At 45.7% G+C, this 15,834-nt stretch carries 11 protein-coding genes; 4 read left to right on the top strand and 7 right to left on the bottom strand.

From position 1 onward, the window contains the following. Window positions 1-266 precede the first annotated feature (266 nt). The 6 genes from QUB14_RS22925 to QUB14_RS22900 all read right to left on the bottom strand — a co-directional run bounded on the left by QUB14_RS22925 (window position 267) and on the right by QUB14_RS22900 (window position 12,220). Entirely contained in the window at window positions 267-2,333 is a 2,067-nt protein-coding gene (locus QUB14_RS22925) for a response regulator (RefSeq protein ID WP_333219622.1), read from the bottom strand. A 14-nt stretch (window positions 2,334-2,347) separates the two neighbouring features. After that, complete coding sequence (locus tag QUB14_RS22920; protein WP_333219624.1) at window positions 2,348-3,070, bottom strand: chemotaxis protein CheB; 723 nt, start codon at window positions 3,068-3,070, stop codon at window positions 2,348-2,350. After that, a complete protein-coding gene (locus tag QUB14_RS22915) occupies window positions 3,024-3,851 on the bottom strand; it encodes a protein-glutamate O-methyltransferase CheR (RefSeq protein ID WP_333219626.1) in 828 nt (275 codons plus the stop codon). Before QUB14_RS22915 ends, QUB14_RS22920 begins: the two co-directional genes overlap by 47 nt. Window positions 3,852-3,868: 17 nt before the next feature. Then, window positions 3,869-4,039, bottom strand: coding sequence for a hypothetical protein (locus QUB14_RS22910; RefSeq protein WP_333219628.1), 171 nt, complete (start codon window positions 4,037-4,039; stop codon window positions 3,869-3,871). Beyond that, window positions 4,039-9,756, bottom strand: coding sequence for a HAMP domain-containing protein (locus QUB14_RS22905; RefSeq protein ID WP_333297329.1), 5,718 nt, complete (start codon window positions 9,754-9,756; stop codon window positions 4,039-4,041). Before QUB14_RS22905 ends, QUB14_RS22910 begins: the two co-directional genes overlap by 1 nt. 391 nt (window positions 9,757-10,147) lie before the next feature. Beyond that, window positions 10,148-12,220 carry an FAD-dependent oxidoreductase gene (locus tag QUB14_RS22900; protein WP_333219633.1) on the bottom strand — a complete coding sequence of 691 codons (2,073 nt, stop codon included), beginning with the start codon at window positions 12,218-12,220 and terminating at the stop codon, window positions 10,148-10,150. A 161-nt stretch (window positions 12,221-12,381) separates the two neighbouring features. Here QUB14_RS22900 and QUB14_RS22895 point away from each other — a divergent pair, with 161 nt between their 5' ends. From QUB14_RS22895 to QUB14_RS22885, 3 genes are all read left to right on the top strand, one after another. Continuing rightward, entirely contained in the window at window positions 12,382-12,894 is a 513-nt protein-coding gene (locus QUB14_RS22895; RefSeq protein ID WP_333219635.1) for a hypothetical protein, read from the top strand. An 89-nt stretch (window positions 12,895-12,983) separates the two neighbouring features. Further along, window positions 12,984-13,748, top strand: a complete 765-nt coding sequence (locus QUB14_RS22890) for an aldolase/citrate lyase family protein (RefSeq protein ID WP_333219636.1) — start codon at window positions 12,984-12,986, stop codon at window positions 13,746-13,748. A 188-nt stretch (window positions 13,749-13,936) separates the two neighbouring features. Then, entirely contained in the window at window positions 13,937-14,605 is a 669-nt protein-coding gene (locus tag QUB14_RS22885) for a 2OG-Fe dioxygenase family protein (protein WP_333183333.1), read from the top strand. Window positions 14,606-14,728: 123 nt separating this feature from the next. Here QUB14_RS22885 and QUB14_RS22880 read toward each other — a convergent pair whose 3' ends face one another. Next, a complete protein-coding gene (locus QUB14_RS22880; protein WP_333219638.1) occupies window positions 14,729-15,217 on the bottom strand; it encodes a hypothetical protein in 489 nt (162 codons plus the stop codon). A gap of 405 nt (window positions 15,218-15,622) precedes the next feature. On the opposite strand from QUB14_RS22880, the gene QUB14_RS22875 reads away from it, so the two are divergent. Further along, a partial coding sequence (locus tag QUB14_RS22875) for a hypothetical protein (RefSeq protein ID WP_333219640.1) occupies window positions 15,623-15,834 on the top strand: 212 nt, incomplete at its 3' end.

The following is a 15,834-nucleotide window of genomic DNA, read 5'->3' as shown; positions in this document are numbered from 1 at the left end:
GGACTAGCTTCGCATCCCAGGGTGTCGTGACTCAAAAAACGTAGTCAGTTAAGACTTAGGCTGGTCAGAATGGCTTGTTAGATTTCTCTTTCAAGCCTCATGCCTTTAGGCTGAGGTTCCTGACGTATTGATTGGCGGGTAATTTTGTACTTTGACGGCAGGTTGAAGCAAAAAAACGGCAAATATCCAGTTTTTTGTGGAAAAACGAATGTCTTGTTCCGAACTGTCGATCGCTTGTCCTTTAAGCTAGCTTAATATTTTTCTCACTAATCGGCACGGGATTGGGGGGTCAACAAAGCGGTTGAAACCGCCGAGTCCGTCTGCTCGGGATTTCCGAGCCTTCCTGTGAGGTTAGCAATTGCGGCAATTAACTTAGTTAGCTCAACTGGTTTAGATAAGTGCATCTGGAAACCAGCTTCCAGCGCTTGCTGCCGCTCTTCCTCTCTGGCGTAGGCCGTCAGGGCGATCGCAGGCATCTTTCCACCCCTGAGCCTTTCCATTTCTCTCACCCGGGCGATCAACTCATAACCGTCTGCTTCCGGCATTCCAATGTCGCTCAGCAGCAGATCCGGCCAATAACTCTCTAGTGCATTTAGAGCCCCGGCCACCGATGCCGCCGATCGCACCATAGCTCCTTCGTCCTCGAGTAAAGCAATCAAAAACTCCCGCGTGTCATCGTCATCATCCACCACCAGCAATTGCAAATTAGCCAGAGTGGGGAGAGTCTCTGTCGCCTCATTGAGCGGCGACCAATCATCCTCTGCACCTCGGGTCTTCCTCTGAGCAATAGGTAGAACCACCGTAAATTTCGCACCCTCGCCCGGATTATTCTCTGCATCCACCTTACCGCCGTGCAGTTCCACCAAGTGACGGACGATCGCCAATCCCAGTCCCAAACCCCCGTAAGACCTAGTTGTGCTGCTATCAGCTTGGCGGAAGCGATCGAAAACATAAGGCAAAAAATCAGGAGCGATACCAATGCCGCTATCAATTATCTGAATTTGAGCCTCATCTCCAACTGACTCTAACCGCACTTCTACTTTACCCTCTTGCGGAGTAAACTTAATCGCATTTGACAGCAAATTCCACACAATTTGCTGCAAGCGATCGAAATCGCCGATCACTTCACCTACATTTGGACTGCACGTTAATTCTAGGACTATTGATTTTTCCTCAGTCAGCGGCTGCAATGAATCTATTGCCAACTTGATCACAGATTCCAACCGAATCGGATGCATATTTAAATTTATTTTTCCCCGCAGAATCCGCGAAACATCTAAAATATCTTCGATGAGTTGAGCTTGAGATTTAGCATTGCGCTCAATTGTTTCTAGGGCTTTATCAATAGTTTCTTGGTCAAATGTTTTGCAGCGAAGCAGCCTAGACCAGCCGAGAATTGCATTTAAAGGAGTACGGAGTTCGTGAGAGAGAATAGCTAGAAATTCATCCTTCATCTGGTTAGCTCTCTCCGCTTCTTGCCGCGCCACTTGTTCGCGGATTAGTCTGCCGCGTTCTTCCTCTGCTTGCTTGCGGTCTGTGACATCTCTAACCGTGCCCACGTGACCGATCAGTTGTCCAAAATCCGAAAACATTGGCGACGACTGCACGTGAATCCACCGCACAGTTTCGCTACCAGCTAATCGAAACTCGTTAGAATATTCCTGGCTTTCTTTAATCCAAGCTAACCAATCTGCTACTACGCGATCGCGATCTTCTGGATGAACTTCCCGCTGCCAAACCTCTGCCAAACTTTCCTCCAAAGTTAACCCGCAAATCGCTTGACAACGCGGGTTGATGTAAGTACAGCGGCCTTCAACGTCAGCTAAGTAAATTCCCAGTGGTGAACAAGCACACAAAGTGCGAAACCGCTCTTCACTTTTCCTTAGTTCACTATTAACCGCAGCTAACTGTGTTGCTTGCTGCTTCACCTCGACTGTTTTTTGGAACAATTCCACAAATACCTGCACCTTCGAGGTCAATATTTCCGGTTCTAAGGGTTTGAACAGGTAATCCACCGCGCCCAGAGAATAACCTTTAAACACGTGGGTGTCATTACTGCTGAATGCTGTGATAAAAATAATCGGAGTCGCTCGCGATCGATCTCTAGAGCGAATCAATGTTGCTGTCTCAAATCCATCCATTCCCGGCATCTGCACATCAAGCAAAATTACCGCAAAATCTTCATTAAGCAGACATCTCAGAGCCTCCGCGCCCGAATTAGCTTGTACTAGATGATAAGAGGGGCTGTTGAGGATAGCTTCTAGAGCTACCAAATTTTCTGGGCGATCGTCAACTAAAAGGACATTTACTCGATGGGGGGACTGCAGATTCATAATTTTTTTAATCTTTAATTCTTACTTAGCAAATTGACTAAACAGGGAGCGATTTTAGAGAGGGGTAAAATCCAGTCTACTTCAACATTTGCGATCGCCGACGCTGGCATGGCCGGGCATAGAGCTGAAGCCGGTTCCTCCACAAATGTCAATCCTCCCTCAGCTTTAATTTTTGCCAGCCCTTTACTGCCATCCGAATTAGCTCCCGTTAAAATTATGCCGATAACTTTCTCCCCAAAGGCATCCGCAGCAGACTCAAACAGCACATCGATTGAGGGCCGCGCGTAGCTGACAGGAGCCTCAGTTGATAGTGCAAATTTAGGAGTTCCGCGATTGGGGATTGGGGATTTTGAATTGTGGATTGGCTCCGCTGCCACGCTCCCCCCTTCTGTAAAGTCGTTTTCATACAGGCTAAACTCCTCGTCAGAGGGCGATTCTATTAGCAAGTGATAGTCAGCAGGAGCCAAGTAAACCCGTCCAGGTACGATCTCCTCTTTGTCTTGGGCCTCTGTGATTTGGAGAGAGCTTTGCTTTTGTAAAAAATAAGTCAGCCTATTCTGAGAACTCTTATGGCGGTGTTGGACAATAACTACAGGCAAAGGAAAGCTTTGTGGCAAATTTGCCAGCAGCACAGTCAGAGCCTCTAGCCCTCCCAAAGACGTGCCAACAACCACTATTTCAAAATTTTTTTTATTTAACTCTTCGGTAGATTTTCTCACTACTTTCAATTGGTTCATAGTATTTTTCATAAGGTGTAAAAGTCATAGACTCCTGATGTCCTAGTCCCAAAACTCCAAACATTGTTAGGCTCTCATAAAAAAGCTTGTGTACCCGCTCTTGGAGGTGTGAGTTAAAATAAATCATCACATTACGGCATAAAATAACATTAAACTCATTAAAAGAATTATCCGTTGCTAGGTTGTGGTGAGCAAAGACAATATTATCTTTAAGTGAAGAGCGAAAAATCGCATTTTCATAAGCAGCAGTGTAATACTCAGAAAACGCTTTCTTGCCCCCCGCTTGGTGGTAGAGTTGCGTATATTCTTTCATTTGTTTCAGCGGGTATATCCCTGTTTTGGCTGTTTTCAAAACTAATTCATTCATGTCCGTAGCGTAAATCCGACAACGGTCATACAGTCCTTCTTCTTGCAGCAAGATTGCCATAGAATAGACTTCTTCTCCCGTTGAACATCCAGCGTGCCAAATCCGAATAAAAGGATAAGTACGCAGTAGCGGCACCACTTTATTTCTGAAACTATTGTAAAAGCTGGGATCGCGAAACATCGCCGTTACATTGACAGAAATGTCCAGCAGTAAACGGTCTAGGTAAGCAGGATTGTGAAGTACCTTTTCCTGAAGTGCAGAGACAGTAGTGAGTCGTTCCGAGCGAATAGTGTTCCAAATACGGCGCTTGAGAGAGGCAAGAGCATAATTGCGAAAATCAAATCCGTAATAGCGAAACATTCCCTCTAGTAGGAGTTGAATTTCGATTGTTTCAAGTTCATGGCTTTCGGGCATTTTTAATGACTAATTAGTTATTGGGCATTGTTGACTGTTGACTGTTGACTGTTGACTGTTGACTGTTGACTGTTGACTGTTGACTGTTGACTGTTGACTGCTGACTGCTGACTGTTGACTGTTGACTGTTGACAACTAATAACTAACAACTGCCAACAGTCAACTGCCAACTGACAACTGACTTCCATTATCGATAAAGCCAGACACGCAGCAGCGAGAGCAACTGTTCCGTATCAACAGGTTTGGTAATGTAGTCAGACGCACCAGCTTCGATACATTTTTCCCGATCGCCCTTCATAGCTTTCGCAGTAAGAGCAATCATTGGCAACGAAGCAAATTGAGGCATATTACGAATTGCTTCCATTGTTTCGTAACCGTCCATCTCTGGCATCATCACGTCCATCAACACAATATTTATGTCAGGCGTATTTTGCAATTTAGCAATGCCCTCTCTCCCATTCTCAGCATACTCAATCTTCATTTTATGGCGCTCCAGCATACTCGTGAGGGCGAAAATATTCCGCATATCGTCGTCAACAATCAAGACTGTTTTGCCCGCGAGCGTCGAATCTGTTTGATACAGTTGCTCTAGCATTTGGCGCTTTGGTTCCGGCAAATTTGCTTGGACTCGGTGCAAAAACAAAGCTGTTTCATCTAACAAACGTTCCGGCGATCGCACATCTTTAACAATGATTGTTTCCGCCATGCGCTTGAGTTGAGTTTCTTCGGATCTTGTCAACTCTTTGCCCGTATAAATAATAATCGGCAGACTTTTCAAAGTAGCCTCTTGCTTGATCCGATCGATCAGTTCAAAACCAGTCATATCTGGTAGTCCCAAATCGAGTACAACGCAGTCAAAATGCCCCGATTTCAAAATTGCTAGCGCCTCTGCACCACTCCCCACAGCCGTTGTAGAAACATCGTGATTGCCGATTAAATCCACAATGCTCAGACGCTGTGTTTCGTCGTCTTCCACGACTAGCAAATTCTTCACTGGCCGCTCCACAAACCCCTTAATATCAGTCAAAGCTTTGCTCAATGCTTCGCGACTGACTGGCTTTTGTAAGTAGGCGATCGCCCCTAACTGCAAACTGCGCTGCCGCCCTTCTTCAACTGATACAATGTGAACCGGAATGTGGCGCGTAGTTGGGTCGTGCTTCAAGCGATCGAGCACTGTCCAGCCATCCATCACAGGCAAATTTAGATCCAGCATAATCGCAGTTGGCTTGAACTCTCGCGCCATCGCCAAACCGATATCGCTCCGCAAAGCCACCAAACCTTTAAAACCCTGTTCCTGCGCCATATCCAACAGAATTCGAGCGAAGTTTACATCATCTTCAATAATCAAAAGCACGCGATCGTCACTCTCAATATTTTCTCGATCATCAGAGATTAAAGGTGAGGGGTAAGGCGCGATCGGCAAGTGGAAATTCGGCAAAGGAAGTGCGGGAGAATTAGCAGAGGGTAATTGAGGCGTTTGCTTGCCCGTTCCCGAGCCCGTATCAGTGATTATTATTCGCGATTCTTGGTAAGTTTGTGGCAGATAAAGCGTGAACCTACTACCCTCACCAGGGCTACTTGTCAATTTAATTTCTCCGCCTAGCAAATTAGCGATTTCTCTACTAATTGACAAACCCAAACCCGTGCCCCCGTATTTGCGGCTAGTGCTACCATCTGCTTGTTGGAAAGCCTCAAAAATAACCCTGTGTTTTTCAGCAGAAATCCCAATCCCGGTATCGCTAACTGAGAAAGCCAAAACAGTAGGGGAACTCCTTAAACTTTCTATCTCTAAACTCCACCCTTCCCGCGCTACTTCGGCACGCAATTTCACCTCACCTCGCTCTGTAAACTTAAACGCATTAGAGAGGAGATTCTTCAAAACTTGTTGCAGCCTTTTAGCATCAGTATAGAGGCCTTTTGGCAACCCAGCCTCAAGCTCTATTTTAAAACTCAACTTCTTATCCTGGGCGATTTGGCGGAAAGTCCGATCCAAATGATCTCGCAAGTCCGTAAACAACACTTGCTCAATTTCCACCGACATCGTGCCCGATTCAATCTTAGCGAGATCCAAGATGTCATTAATCAGCCCCAGCAAATCATTTCCCGCCGAGTAAATTGTGCGCGTGTATTCAACTTGCTTCTGAGTCAAATTGCCTTCAGTATTGTCAGAAAGCAATCGAGCCAGAATCAACAGCGAATTTAGCGGAGTTCGCAACTCGTGAGACATATTTGCCAGAAACTCCGACTTATACTTAGAAGTTAGAGCCAATTGTTCGGCTCTTTCTTCCAACAACCCCCTCGCCTGTTCGATATCTCGGTTTTTCCGCTCAACTTCCTTATTTTGCAGCGCTAGCAATTCAGCTTGTTCTTCTAGTTCTTCATTCGTTTGTTGCAACTCTTCCTGCTGACTCTTCAACAGTTCCTCAGATGCGCGGAGTGACTGCGCTTGTTGTTCAAGACGCTTGTTAGTTTCCGTTAGTTCTTTTTGCTGAGTTTGTAACTCTTCTGCCAAAGACTGTGACTGTTTCAGCAACTCTTCCGTCCGCATACTAGCCGCAATTGTATTTAAGACAATGGCGATACTTTCTGTAAGTTGGTCGAGGAATGTCAAGTGTATTTCGCTGAAGCGGCGGAACGAAGCTAACTCGATTACTGCCGTTACTTGTCCCTCAAATAGTACGGGTAAAACCACCACATTCAGCGGCGTAGATTCTCCCAGTCCAGAGCAAATTTTAACGTAGTTTTCTGGCACTTCTGTCAACAGTATGCGTTCCTTTTCCAGGGCGCACTGTCCTACCAAACCTTCGCCTAAATTAAATCTATTGCCCAGATGCTTCCGTTCGCGGTATGCGTAGGTACTTAACAGTTTGAGAAACGGATCGTGTTCGACAGCTTCCATCATAAAGAAGACGCCATGCTGAGCAGACACCAGCGGCGTCAATTCTGAGAGAATTAGTTTAGAAACAGTTTCTAAATCCCGCTGACCTTGTAGCATTCTAGTGAACTTAGCAAGGTTTGTTTTCAGCCAATCTTGCTCAGTATTTTTCTGCGTAGTCTCCCGGAGATTGGCGATCATCTGGTTAATGTTGTCCTTAACAATGGCAACTTCTCCTTCCGTGGCGACGGAAATTGACCTCGTTAAATCGCCTCTGGTAACAGCAATTGCCACTTCGGCGATCGCCCGCAACTGAGTAGTCAAATTCGCCGCCAATTCATTCACATTATCCGTCAAATCTCGCCACGTCCCCGCCGCGCCCGGAACCTTGGCCTGGCCGCCCAATTTCCCTTCAATTCCCACCTCCCGCGCCACGGTAGTAACTTGATCGGCAAACGTCGCCAGCGTATCAATCATCTCGTTAATCGTATCTGCCAGAGTCGCAATTTCTCCCTTAGCTTCCAGCATTAATTTGCGCTTCAAATCGCCATTCGCCACCGCCGTCACAACCTTAGCAATACCCCGCACTTGCGCTGTCAAATTCCCCGCCATCGAGTTTACGTTGTCGGTTAAATCTTTCCAAGTTCCCGCAACTCCTTTCACCTCAGCTTGACCGCCCAATTTACCCTCAGTTCCCACCTCCCGCGCCACCCGCGTTACCTCAGAAGCGAAGGAATTAAGCTGATCCACCATCACGTTAATAGTGTCTTTCAACTCCAGAATTTCGCCTTTAACATCCACGGTGATTTTCTTAGACAAATCGCCATTTGCCACCGCTTTCGTCACTTCCGCAATATTCCGCACCTGCGCCGTCAAATTCCCCGCCATCAAGTTTACGTTGTCGGTTAAATCTTTCCAAGTTCCCCCTACACCCCGCACGTAAGCTTGCACACCTAATTTACCTTCCGTTCCCACTTCCCTAGCAACTCTGGTTACTTCTGATGCGAAGGAACTCAACTGATCCACCATGATGTTAATCGTGTTTTTCAGTTCGAGAATTTCACCTTTTACATCTACTGTAATTTTCTTCGACAAGTCGCCATTTGCCACCGCCGTTGTCACTTCGGCAATGTTACGCACTTGTGCTGTTAAATTCCCCGCCATCGAGTTAACTGAATCCGTTAAATCTTTCCAAGTTCCAGCAACTCCTTTAACTTCTGCTTGCACCCCTAATTTCCCTTCGGTTCCCACTTCCCTAGCCACCCTGGTTACTTCCGAAGCAAAGGAATTTAACTGATCCACCATCGTGTTGACGGTGTTCTTCAGTTCAAGAATTTCACCTTTTACATCGACGGTAATTTTCTTAGATAAGTCGCCATTTGCCACAGCAGTCGTAACAGCCGCAATATTCCGTACTTGCTCTGTCAAACTACCCGCCATAAAATTAACTGAATCCGTTAAATCCTTCCAAGTTCCTGCTACGCCTCGGACATCCGCTTGACCGCCGAGTTTACCTTCGGAACCCACTTCTCTCGCCACCCGCGTTACTTCCGAAGCGAAGGAATTAAGCTGATCCACCATCACGTTAATGGTGTTTTTCAGTTCTAAAATTTCTCCTTTAACCTGTACCGTAATTTTTTTAGATAAGTCACCGTTAGCAACAGCCGTCGTCACCTCAGCAATGTTGCGGACTTGTGCTGTTAAATTTCCGGCCATTGAGTTAACTGAATCCGTTAAATCTTTCCAGGTTCCTGCTACTTCCTGCACTTCAGCTTGTACGCCTAATTTTCCTTCATTTCCCACTTCCCTAGCAACCCTGGTTACTTCAGATGCGAAGGAATTTAACTGGTCAACCATCGTGTTGACGGTATTTTTGAGTTCGAGAATTTCCCCTTTAACATCTACGGTAATTTTCTTAGATAAATCGCCCTTGGCCACAGCGGTTGTCACTTCAGCGATGTTCCGCACTTGTGCTGTCAAACTGCCTGCCATGAAGTTAACGCTATCCGTTAAATCCTTCCAAGTTCCGGCAACTCCTTTAACTTCTGCTTGACCGCCGAGTTTGCCTTCGGAACCCACTTCTCTCGCCACCCGCGTTACTTCAGATGCGAAGGAATTTAACTGATCCACCATGATGTTAATAGTGTTTTTTAACTCCAGAATTTCACCTTTAACATCTACAGTAATTTTTTTAGATAAGTCACCATTTGCCACAGCAGTCGTCACGTCGGCAATGTTCCGCACTTGTGCGGTAAGATTGCCGGCCATCGAGTTAACTGAATCCGTTAAATCTTTCCAGGTTCCTGCAACTCCCCGCACTTCAGCTTGCACGCCTAATTTGCCTTCGGTTCCCACTTCTCTCGCCACCCGCGTTACTTCAGATGCGAAGGAACTCAACTGATCCACCATGATATTAATCGTGTTTTTCAGTTCGAGAATTTCACCTTTTACATCTACTGTAATTTTTTTTGACAAGTCGCCATTTGCCACCGCCGTTGTCACTTCGGCAATGTTACGCACTTGTGCTGTTAAATTCCCCGCCATCGAGTTAACTGAATCCGTTAAATCTTTCCAGGTTCCCGCAACTCCTTTAACTTCAGCTTGCACGCCTAATTTCCCTTCGGTTCCCACTTCCCTAGCAACCCGCGTTACTTCCGACGCAAAGGAGCTCAATTGGTCTACCATTGTGTTGACAATTTGCGCTGTTTGGAGGAATTCTCCTTTGAGGGGTCTGTCTTCTATTTCTAAGGCGATAGTTTGCGATAAATCCCCTTTTGCTACGGCCCGAATTACTCTGGCGGTTTCAGAGGTTGGTTGCACTAAATCTGTAATTAGGGTATTGACAGAGTTTACGCTAGCTGCCCATGACCCCTCGGCGCTGCCAATGGTTGCCCGCTGGGCGATTTTGCCTTCTTTACCGACAACTGTGCCGATCCGCTCGAGTTCGGCCGCCATTCTCTCATTGAGATCGATAATGTCGTTAAGTTCGTCAGCAATTTTCCCCGCTAGACCGGTCTGGTCTATGGGCATCCGAACTGAAAAGTCCCCTTTTTTGACTGCCACTAAGGTTCTAAGTAACTGTTTGGCATAATTATTGGAATTGGGGCTGGTTATCTGTGCAGTTGACATGACCGTTACCTTTGACGAGTTTGAAGGGGAAGGGGGGAATATTTTTGAGATTATTGATATTATCCAACTAAAGCAGTGTCTGATTGCTTCTGTCGAAAGATGGATGACAAATTGCTGTTTATCAGCTATTTTGTTATTCGTTATTTTATACTGGTTCGCAGGCTCTTCTTGGTAACCAGTTAATTGTCGGGTGTCAGGAACAAGCCCGAAAGCCTGTTCCACCCAGTTCTACAAAGAGTGAATTTTATTGTAGGGCGGGCATCCTGCCCGCCCTACAGATTACCAACTGCGATTATTTCCAATTTTGCCACGAACTATTGAAAATAGAAGTACCCGGAAAAGCGATCGGATTGGCATTTTGTTGCAACCGCAACTGCAACACTTCCAAGTTCGGCTCCCGGGACGGCAATTCGTCCACTAATTCATAAGGTAGAATCCCTTTTTCCAAGGAAAAAGCAGCCGTAACTCCCGCCGCTGCACCGGCAGACCATTCAAAAGAATGCACTCGATAAGCAGCCGCCGCTGTGTGGCTAACAGCAATACTTTTACCCGCTACTAACATATTGTCAATTTTTTGAGGAATCATTGCCCGCAGCGGAATTTGGAAGGGGTAAGCTTGCCCTTGAGCTTTGCGAGTGCCTTCGCGTTCGGTATTTCCCGGTGCTTCCGGCGGACTGTTGGTCATGCAGGGGTGAAAGTCGATCGCATAATGACCGATACCCACAGAATCAGGATAAATCGTAGCGCGCGATCGCGATTTTGTATCCTCAACAGATTGACTTCCCACAGCCAAAGCCGGCGCATTCAAACCACCCACAGCCAACCACAAATTGCGATACTCTTCCTCCGACAAATTCTGGCGGTAAAAATCAGCCGTAAAGTCCGTGCGAGACATATCAACTTCCCACACAGTAAAACCTTGAGGCTGATTGAAACTCTGCCGCCCAATAATGCGCCGGCCCTCCCGCATATAAGGATATTTAGAAAGTCCGTGCACCGTCCCCATCGGCGAATCCAACCCGCTCAAAAAACGATTGTTTGGATTAGGCTTTTTGACTCCCTCTCCTAGCTGCGAGTCAGTAGTTCCTGTTACCAGCCAGTAGAAAAATCCTTTGGCATTTTCCTCTCCCTTTCGCAAAGTTTCCGTTCGCAAACCGCCCATCCATCCCCCCGGTTGCAGTTGACCTGCTTCTTCCAACTGCTCGCGAGAATAAATTAAATTATCCTGGGCAGCACCGGGACGATAATCATTGCCCCAAGTCCAGTTTTGCATGGAAATATCCCCGGGATAAATCGGGAATTGCTTCGGGTCTGAAGGTCGCTTTTCATCCGGTCTCATGCTCCTGATTTGGCGGTAGGTGAAAACTAAGGGAAAGCTCGCCAATCTCTGCAATTCGTAGCTGTAGTAAGGAGCGTATTGTTGATAAAAAGACGGCACTTGATGCTGCTGCGGTTCCTTCGTTGCTTGCATCGCAAAGGTGTAGGTAAAACCTTGAGTGCAGTAAGCGTCGCCGGTTGGGCTGGGGGAGGAAGGTTCGAGAGGAGAACGCGGGTCAATTCCGAGGCGGTAAGGAACATCCGCAAGTCCGATCAATTCGCCTGTTTCGGTGGCATCTACAACGTACCAATCAGCAGGTTGAGGTTTTGAATTTGACTGGTTAGGTGGTTTGGGAATAAACTGAATAATAGTTTTGTTAAATCGCGGCGAATTTTCGTAGCGATAGGCATCTTCGATAGTTTGAGAAAGAGTTTCGGTGTTGACTGGTGGCGTGTTGGCGGCGGGTTTGTGTTGAATGGCGATCGCACTTTTAATTTGTTGGCCCCCAACCGCATTGCCGGCCACAGCAGGAGTAATTGCTAGTTCTTTAATAACCGTATTGGGAAACCATTTCAGCGTGCCTTTGCCTTTTCTAGCGGCATCCTGCAAGATGTTAAATAGAATTTTGTGACCGTCGTAGGGCATGAAACACGAATAGCTAACCCAACAGCCTCCGGGATTTAGCCGGCCGTAATGTTCCTCGATCCGCCCCCGCAATTCGAGGTAGCCGCGGGGGTAAAATAAGAGCGATCGCTGAGTCTCTCTTTCATCGAGTGCGGAAGTTCCCTGGGAGGAAATTTGACCGCCTACCCAGTCAGTAATTTCAGTAAGGCAAACTGTGCGCCCCGCCAGCAAACCTTCGTAAGCGGTAGCAGCGCCTGCGAGCCCGCCGCCTGCTACTAGAATGTCGCAAGTTTCAGCAGTGTCGGGATTGCGGGGGGGTGCGGCAAATACTGGCGAAATGCTCCCTATCGCGGAAATTATGCCGAGGGTGAGGCTAAGGATCGATCGACCTTTGAGCAAAAATAGATAGTGTCGAAGTTTCATCGGAGATTGTGGAATTAATTTTGACATAGCGCGAAAAACACTCATGCCATCTAAATGTTTATTTTGCAGTATACTGGTATTTCGCGGTGTTGTCAGGGAAAACTTTTTTAGAGAAGAGGCATTAATACCAGCAACAACTATTGAACAGTCGGCTCTACCTTATGCTCAAAATCGTCAAATTTTTTAGGTCATTGATTCCTTTTGAGAGTTTAACAATTACCACCAGTTTAACTTTTTCGGAGGTTTTACGCAGGTTGGACGAAGTTGTTACTCCTCCCAAAGTTGTTAGAATAATTATACCCTTTGGGCCGCCACCTGCGAAACCCTATGAAGGAACGATTTCTGGCAAAACCTTCACAATCAATCGCATCATTATCGGTCGAAATTTATTGTTCCCAATTATACAAGGAGAAATACATACTCAACAGTTCGGTTGTTCCATCAAAATTAGGATGAGTTTACATAAAATAGTTATAGGAATTTTGATTCTTTGGCTGTGGACGACTGGCAGTATTGGAATGTTTGCTTTATTTGCTTGGTTAGTCGAACCCTCCGTGGGAGCAATATTTTTACCCATTTTAGGAATGTTTATTTTTGGCTGGCTTTTATGCTTGATTCCTTTTAAAAGAGAAGCAAAAGCAGCTACAAAGTTTTTGTCTATTCTCTTAACCTAAAGTAATTTGTAACAGCAAGATTTTAGCTGTTTTATTAAAAACAATTTAGGTTCATCGGTCGTCAGCGGCGGTAAAAAAACTCCAAATTTATGCGTCAAAACCAACTCAAACAAAAAATTAAACAAGGGGAAACCGTCCTCGGTTTATTTATGAACTGCGCTTATCCCGCATTCATGGAAATATGCGGTCACGCTGGATTCGATTTCGCCGTTATCGATATGGAACACGGCCCCCTGAACCCGCTTGCTGCTGAAGATTTGTGTCGCGCCGCCGACTGCACTGGAATTGCACCGATTATTCGCGTCCGCAAAAACGACGGGCCGCAAATTCAACGAGCTCTTGACATCGGCAGTGCAGGCGTTCAAGTACCTCAAATTGAAAGCAAAATCGATGCCGAAACCGCTGTCAAAAGCGCTAAATACAGTCCTCTGGGCACGCGAGGCCTTTCCTTCGCTACGCGGGCGGGACTTTACACCGCCGCAGGTACAAATATCACCGACAAACTCAACGAAGAATCGTTGGTTGTGATTCATGTCGAAGGCAAAGGCGGCATCGACAACCTGGAAGAAATAGTGACTGTCCCAGAGGTGGACGTGATTTTTCTAGGGCCTTACGATCTGTCACAGTCGATCGGCATTCCCGGCCAAGTCCGCGATCCCCGAGTCATCGACATGATGCAGGAGGCAGTGCAAACCATCCGCAAAGCAGGCAAAGCCGCGGGTACTTTTGCTGACAACCCCGAAATCGCCCAGGAGTGGATTGATGCTGGCGTTCAGTACGTCACACTTGGGGTCGATGTTGCCGTTTTCCTGCGCGCCTGTCAGTCGCTGGTGAAAGCGGTCAATCGATTTTAGATTTTAGATTTTGGATTTTGGATTAAAAAAAGAACAAGCCCCCGGATTCATCTTGCAAGCTTTACGATATCTTTGCAATTTTTGTAGTGTCTTTTACGACACATACAAAAAACCTGCGCTAGAGTAGAAGCATACACCTCCTCAAGGCTAAATTAGAGAGGGGAGCAAGGCTTCATGGAGAAAAATATATGAAAACGGTATTAGAATCCATTCATTTGGATTATGCTTTCATGTTTACTTTCAAAAAAGTAAACTCGATTAAGCTAGAAGGTTTCAAGGAATTTTTTGACGATATGCCTGTCGATCCGTATGTGAAAGGTAAGTATCGTTCGAGGAGATTGTCGCGGTTTACAGTCAACGGAGATGAGTTAGTTAAGTTACCTCACGGCTATTTGTTTCAAAGCAAAACATACAATCCGCTAGTGGGTGATATCAGGCGGGAATTTGCCGAATTGGACGATCGGCTAATCGCCCTCGATAATTTCAAACAGATGATTTTTGCTTTTTTCGATTCCTGCAAAATTCACCCGGAAGCTGAAATCGGCATCCATCAAATCAGGACAACTTGTTCGCCGCACAATTTCGGCAACCCCGCACCGGAAGGCATTCACCAAGACGGTACTGACTTTATTGGGATTTTCTCGGTTGACAGAACTAATATTGTAGGCGGGGAAACGCATTTGTACTTGGCTAAAAAAGAGAAGCCTGTTTTTAATAAAGTTCTGCAGCCAGGGGAATTGCTGTTAGTTAACGACCACGAGTTTTTCCACTTTACGACGCCGATTAAACCGGAATCTGAAGGGGTGGGAACCAGGGATGTGTTTGTGCTGACTTCTCCGAGTTTGCTTTGCGATTGAGGATACAGTCTTGGACACATAACCTAATGAAGTAGGGTGCGTACTCCGCACCTTACTTCGATTACCGATTACTGCATCTCACAGAGCACCTTTTGGTTTCGCCCCCACCCATCTCGATCGTGGTTAATGCTTGGGAAAATCGATTCCTGAAATGGATATTCCTTCCATCTTCTGCACATATCGTCCTTGAGCAGCTACACATTCTGCCATTTTTTTAGCTTGTATGGGTTGACTCCTTGGATCGGGCGAGGTACCTCTATACTCCCATGTACCGCGAATGTCGCCAGAGAATGCTTTTCCATTGTTTTTTAATACTAGCTCTTTGCCAGTTGCATCAATATAGAATTTCCCATTTTCCAAAGACACGCTGCTAATTGTGATAGATTCGATTCCTTTGTAGGGATTTGCAGGGCCATCGACGATCTTGATGCAGATTCTATTGTTTTGATGTGCAATCTCTCTACGGGAGTTATTGAACATTGTTCCTTGAGCGTAGTAAGTTCCTGTGGGGAGAATTGTAGAGCCCTGTTGATTACTTTGAGCAGAGGACAATGATGAGATTGACAGAAGGATAGAACTAACAATTAGTGTTTCGATCGCCAAAAATTTCATTTGCAACAAAACTCCATTAAAATTATTTTTTCAGATTCTACACGATCGCAGTTGCTCTATAAACTTCTTTAGAGTTCTTGCAAAAGTCAAATTTACCCCCCGCCAGTCCCCCCATATCTGGCTATAGATATAGTAACTATAACAAGCCGTATAAATCTCCTCTGAAGACCAAGGGCGAGATCCCTTCACTCTGTTCTGCCTGCTTTTGGAGGATGCTGTGATCGCCCTCCTCACCTAAATATTTATTTATACTTTTTTTAAGAAATGTAAAAATAAATATTTTTTTATTGGGAATTTAAATTTTCCTTAAAGTGCAGGCTAGTCTTTATATTAGAGGGTACATCTACTTACAAATTGATAATTGCTAAAAAAAATGTGTATTAATTATTAAAATAGGCTGCAAAGATGATTAACTTAGCTGGCTACGAGATTACCAACCAAATACATGAAAGTAACAATTCTTTAGTTTACCGAGGATTGAGAAAGCAAGACAACCAACGGGTAATTCTCAAATTCCTCAAGCAAGATTATCCGATGCCAGCTTCGTTAGTCAGATACAAGCAGGAATACGAAATTACACGCAATCTCAACCTAGAAAGTGTACCTAAAACCTACAG

It is taken from the genome of Microcoleus sp. B3-D2 (assembly GCF_036705345.1).
Lineage (GTDB): Bacteria > Cyanobacteriota > Cyanobacteriia > Cyanobacteriales > Microcoleaceae > Microcoleus.
The sequence above is the reverse complement of the archived record's forward strand: the minus strand, read 5'-3'. Positions and strand labels throughout refer to the sequence as shown.

Excerpts from the sequence above, each read along its gene's own strand:
- QUB14_RS22925 (WP_333219622.1), bottom strand. The coding sequence starts at position 2,333 with ATGAATCTGCAGTCCCCCCATCGAGTAAATGTCCTTTTAGTTGACGAT.
- QUB14_RS22920 (WP_333219624.1), bottom strand. The coding sequence starts at position 3,070 with ATGAACCAATTGAAAGTAGTGAGAAAATCTACCGAAGAGTTAAATAAA.
- QUB14_RS22915 (WP_333219626.1), bottom strand. The coding sequence starts at position 3,851 with ATGCCCGAAAGCCATGAACTTGAAACAATCGAAATTCAACTCCTACTA.
- QUB14_RS22910 (WP_333219628.1), bottom strand. The coding sequence starts at position 4,039 with ATGGAAGTCAGTTGTCAGTTGGCAGTTGACTGTTGGCAGTTGTTAGTT.
- QUB14_RS22905 (WP_333297329.1), bottom strand. The coding sequence starts at position 9,756 with ATGCCCATAGACCAGACCGGTCTAGCGGGGAAAATTGCTGACGAACTT.
- QUB14_RS22900 (WP_333219633.1), bottom strand. The coding sequence starts at position 12,220 with ATGAAACTTCGACACTATCTATTTTTGCTCAAAGGTCGATCGATCCTT.
- QUB14_RS22895 (WP_333219635.1), top strand. The coding sequence starts at position 12,382 with ATGCTCAAAATCGTCAAATTTTTTAGGTCATTGATTCCTTTTGAGAGT.
- QUB14_RS22890 (WP_333219636.1), top strand. The coding sequence starts at position 12,984 with ATGCGTCAAAACCAACTCAAACAAAAAATTAAACAAGGGGAAACCGTC.
- QUB14_RS22885 (WP_333183333.1), top strand. The coding sequence starts at position 13,937 with ATGAAAACGGTATTAGAATCCATTCATTTGGATTATGCTTTCATGTTT.
- QUB14_RS22880 (WP_333219638.1), bottom strand. The coding sequence starts at position 15,217 with ATGAAATTTTTGGCGATCGAAACACTAATTGTTAGTTCTATCCTTCTG.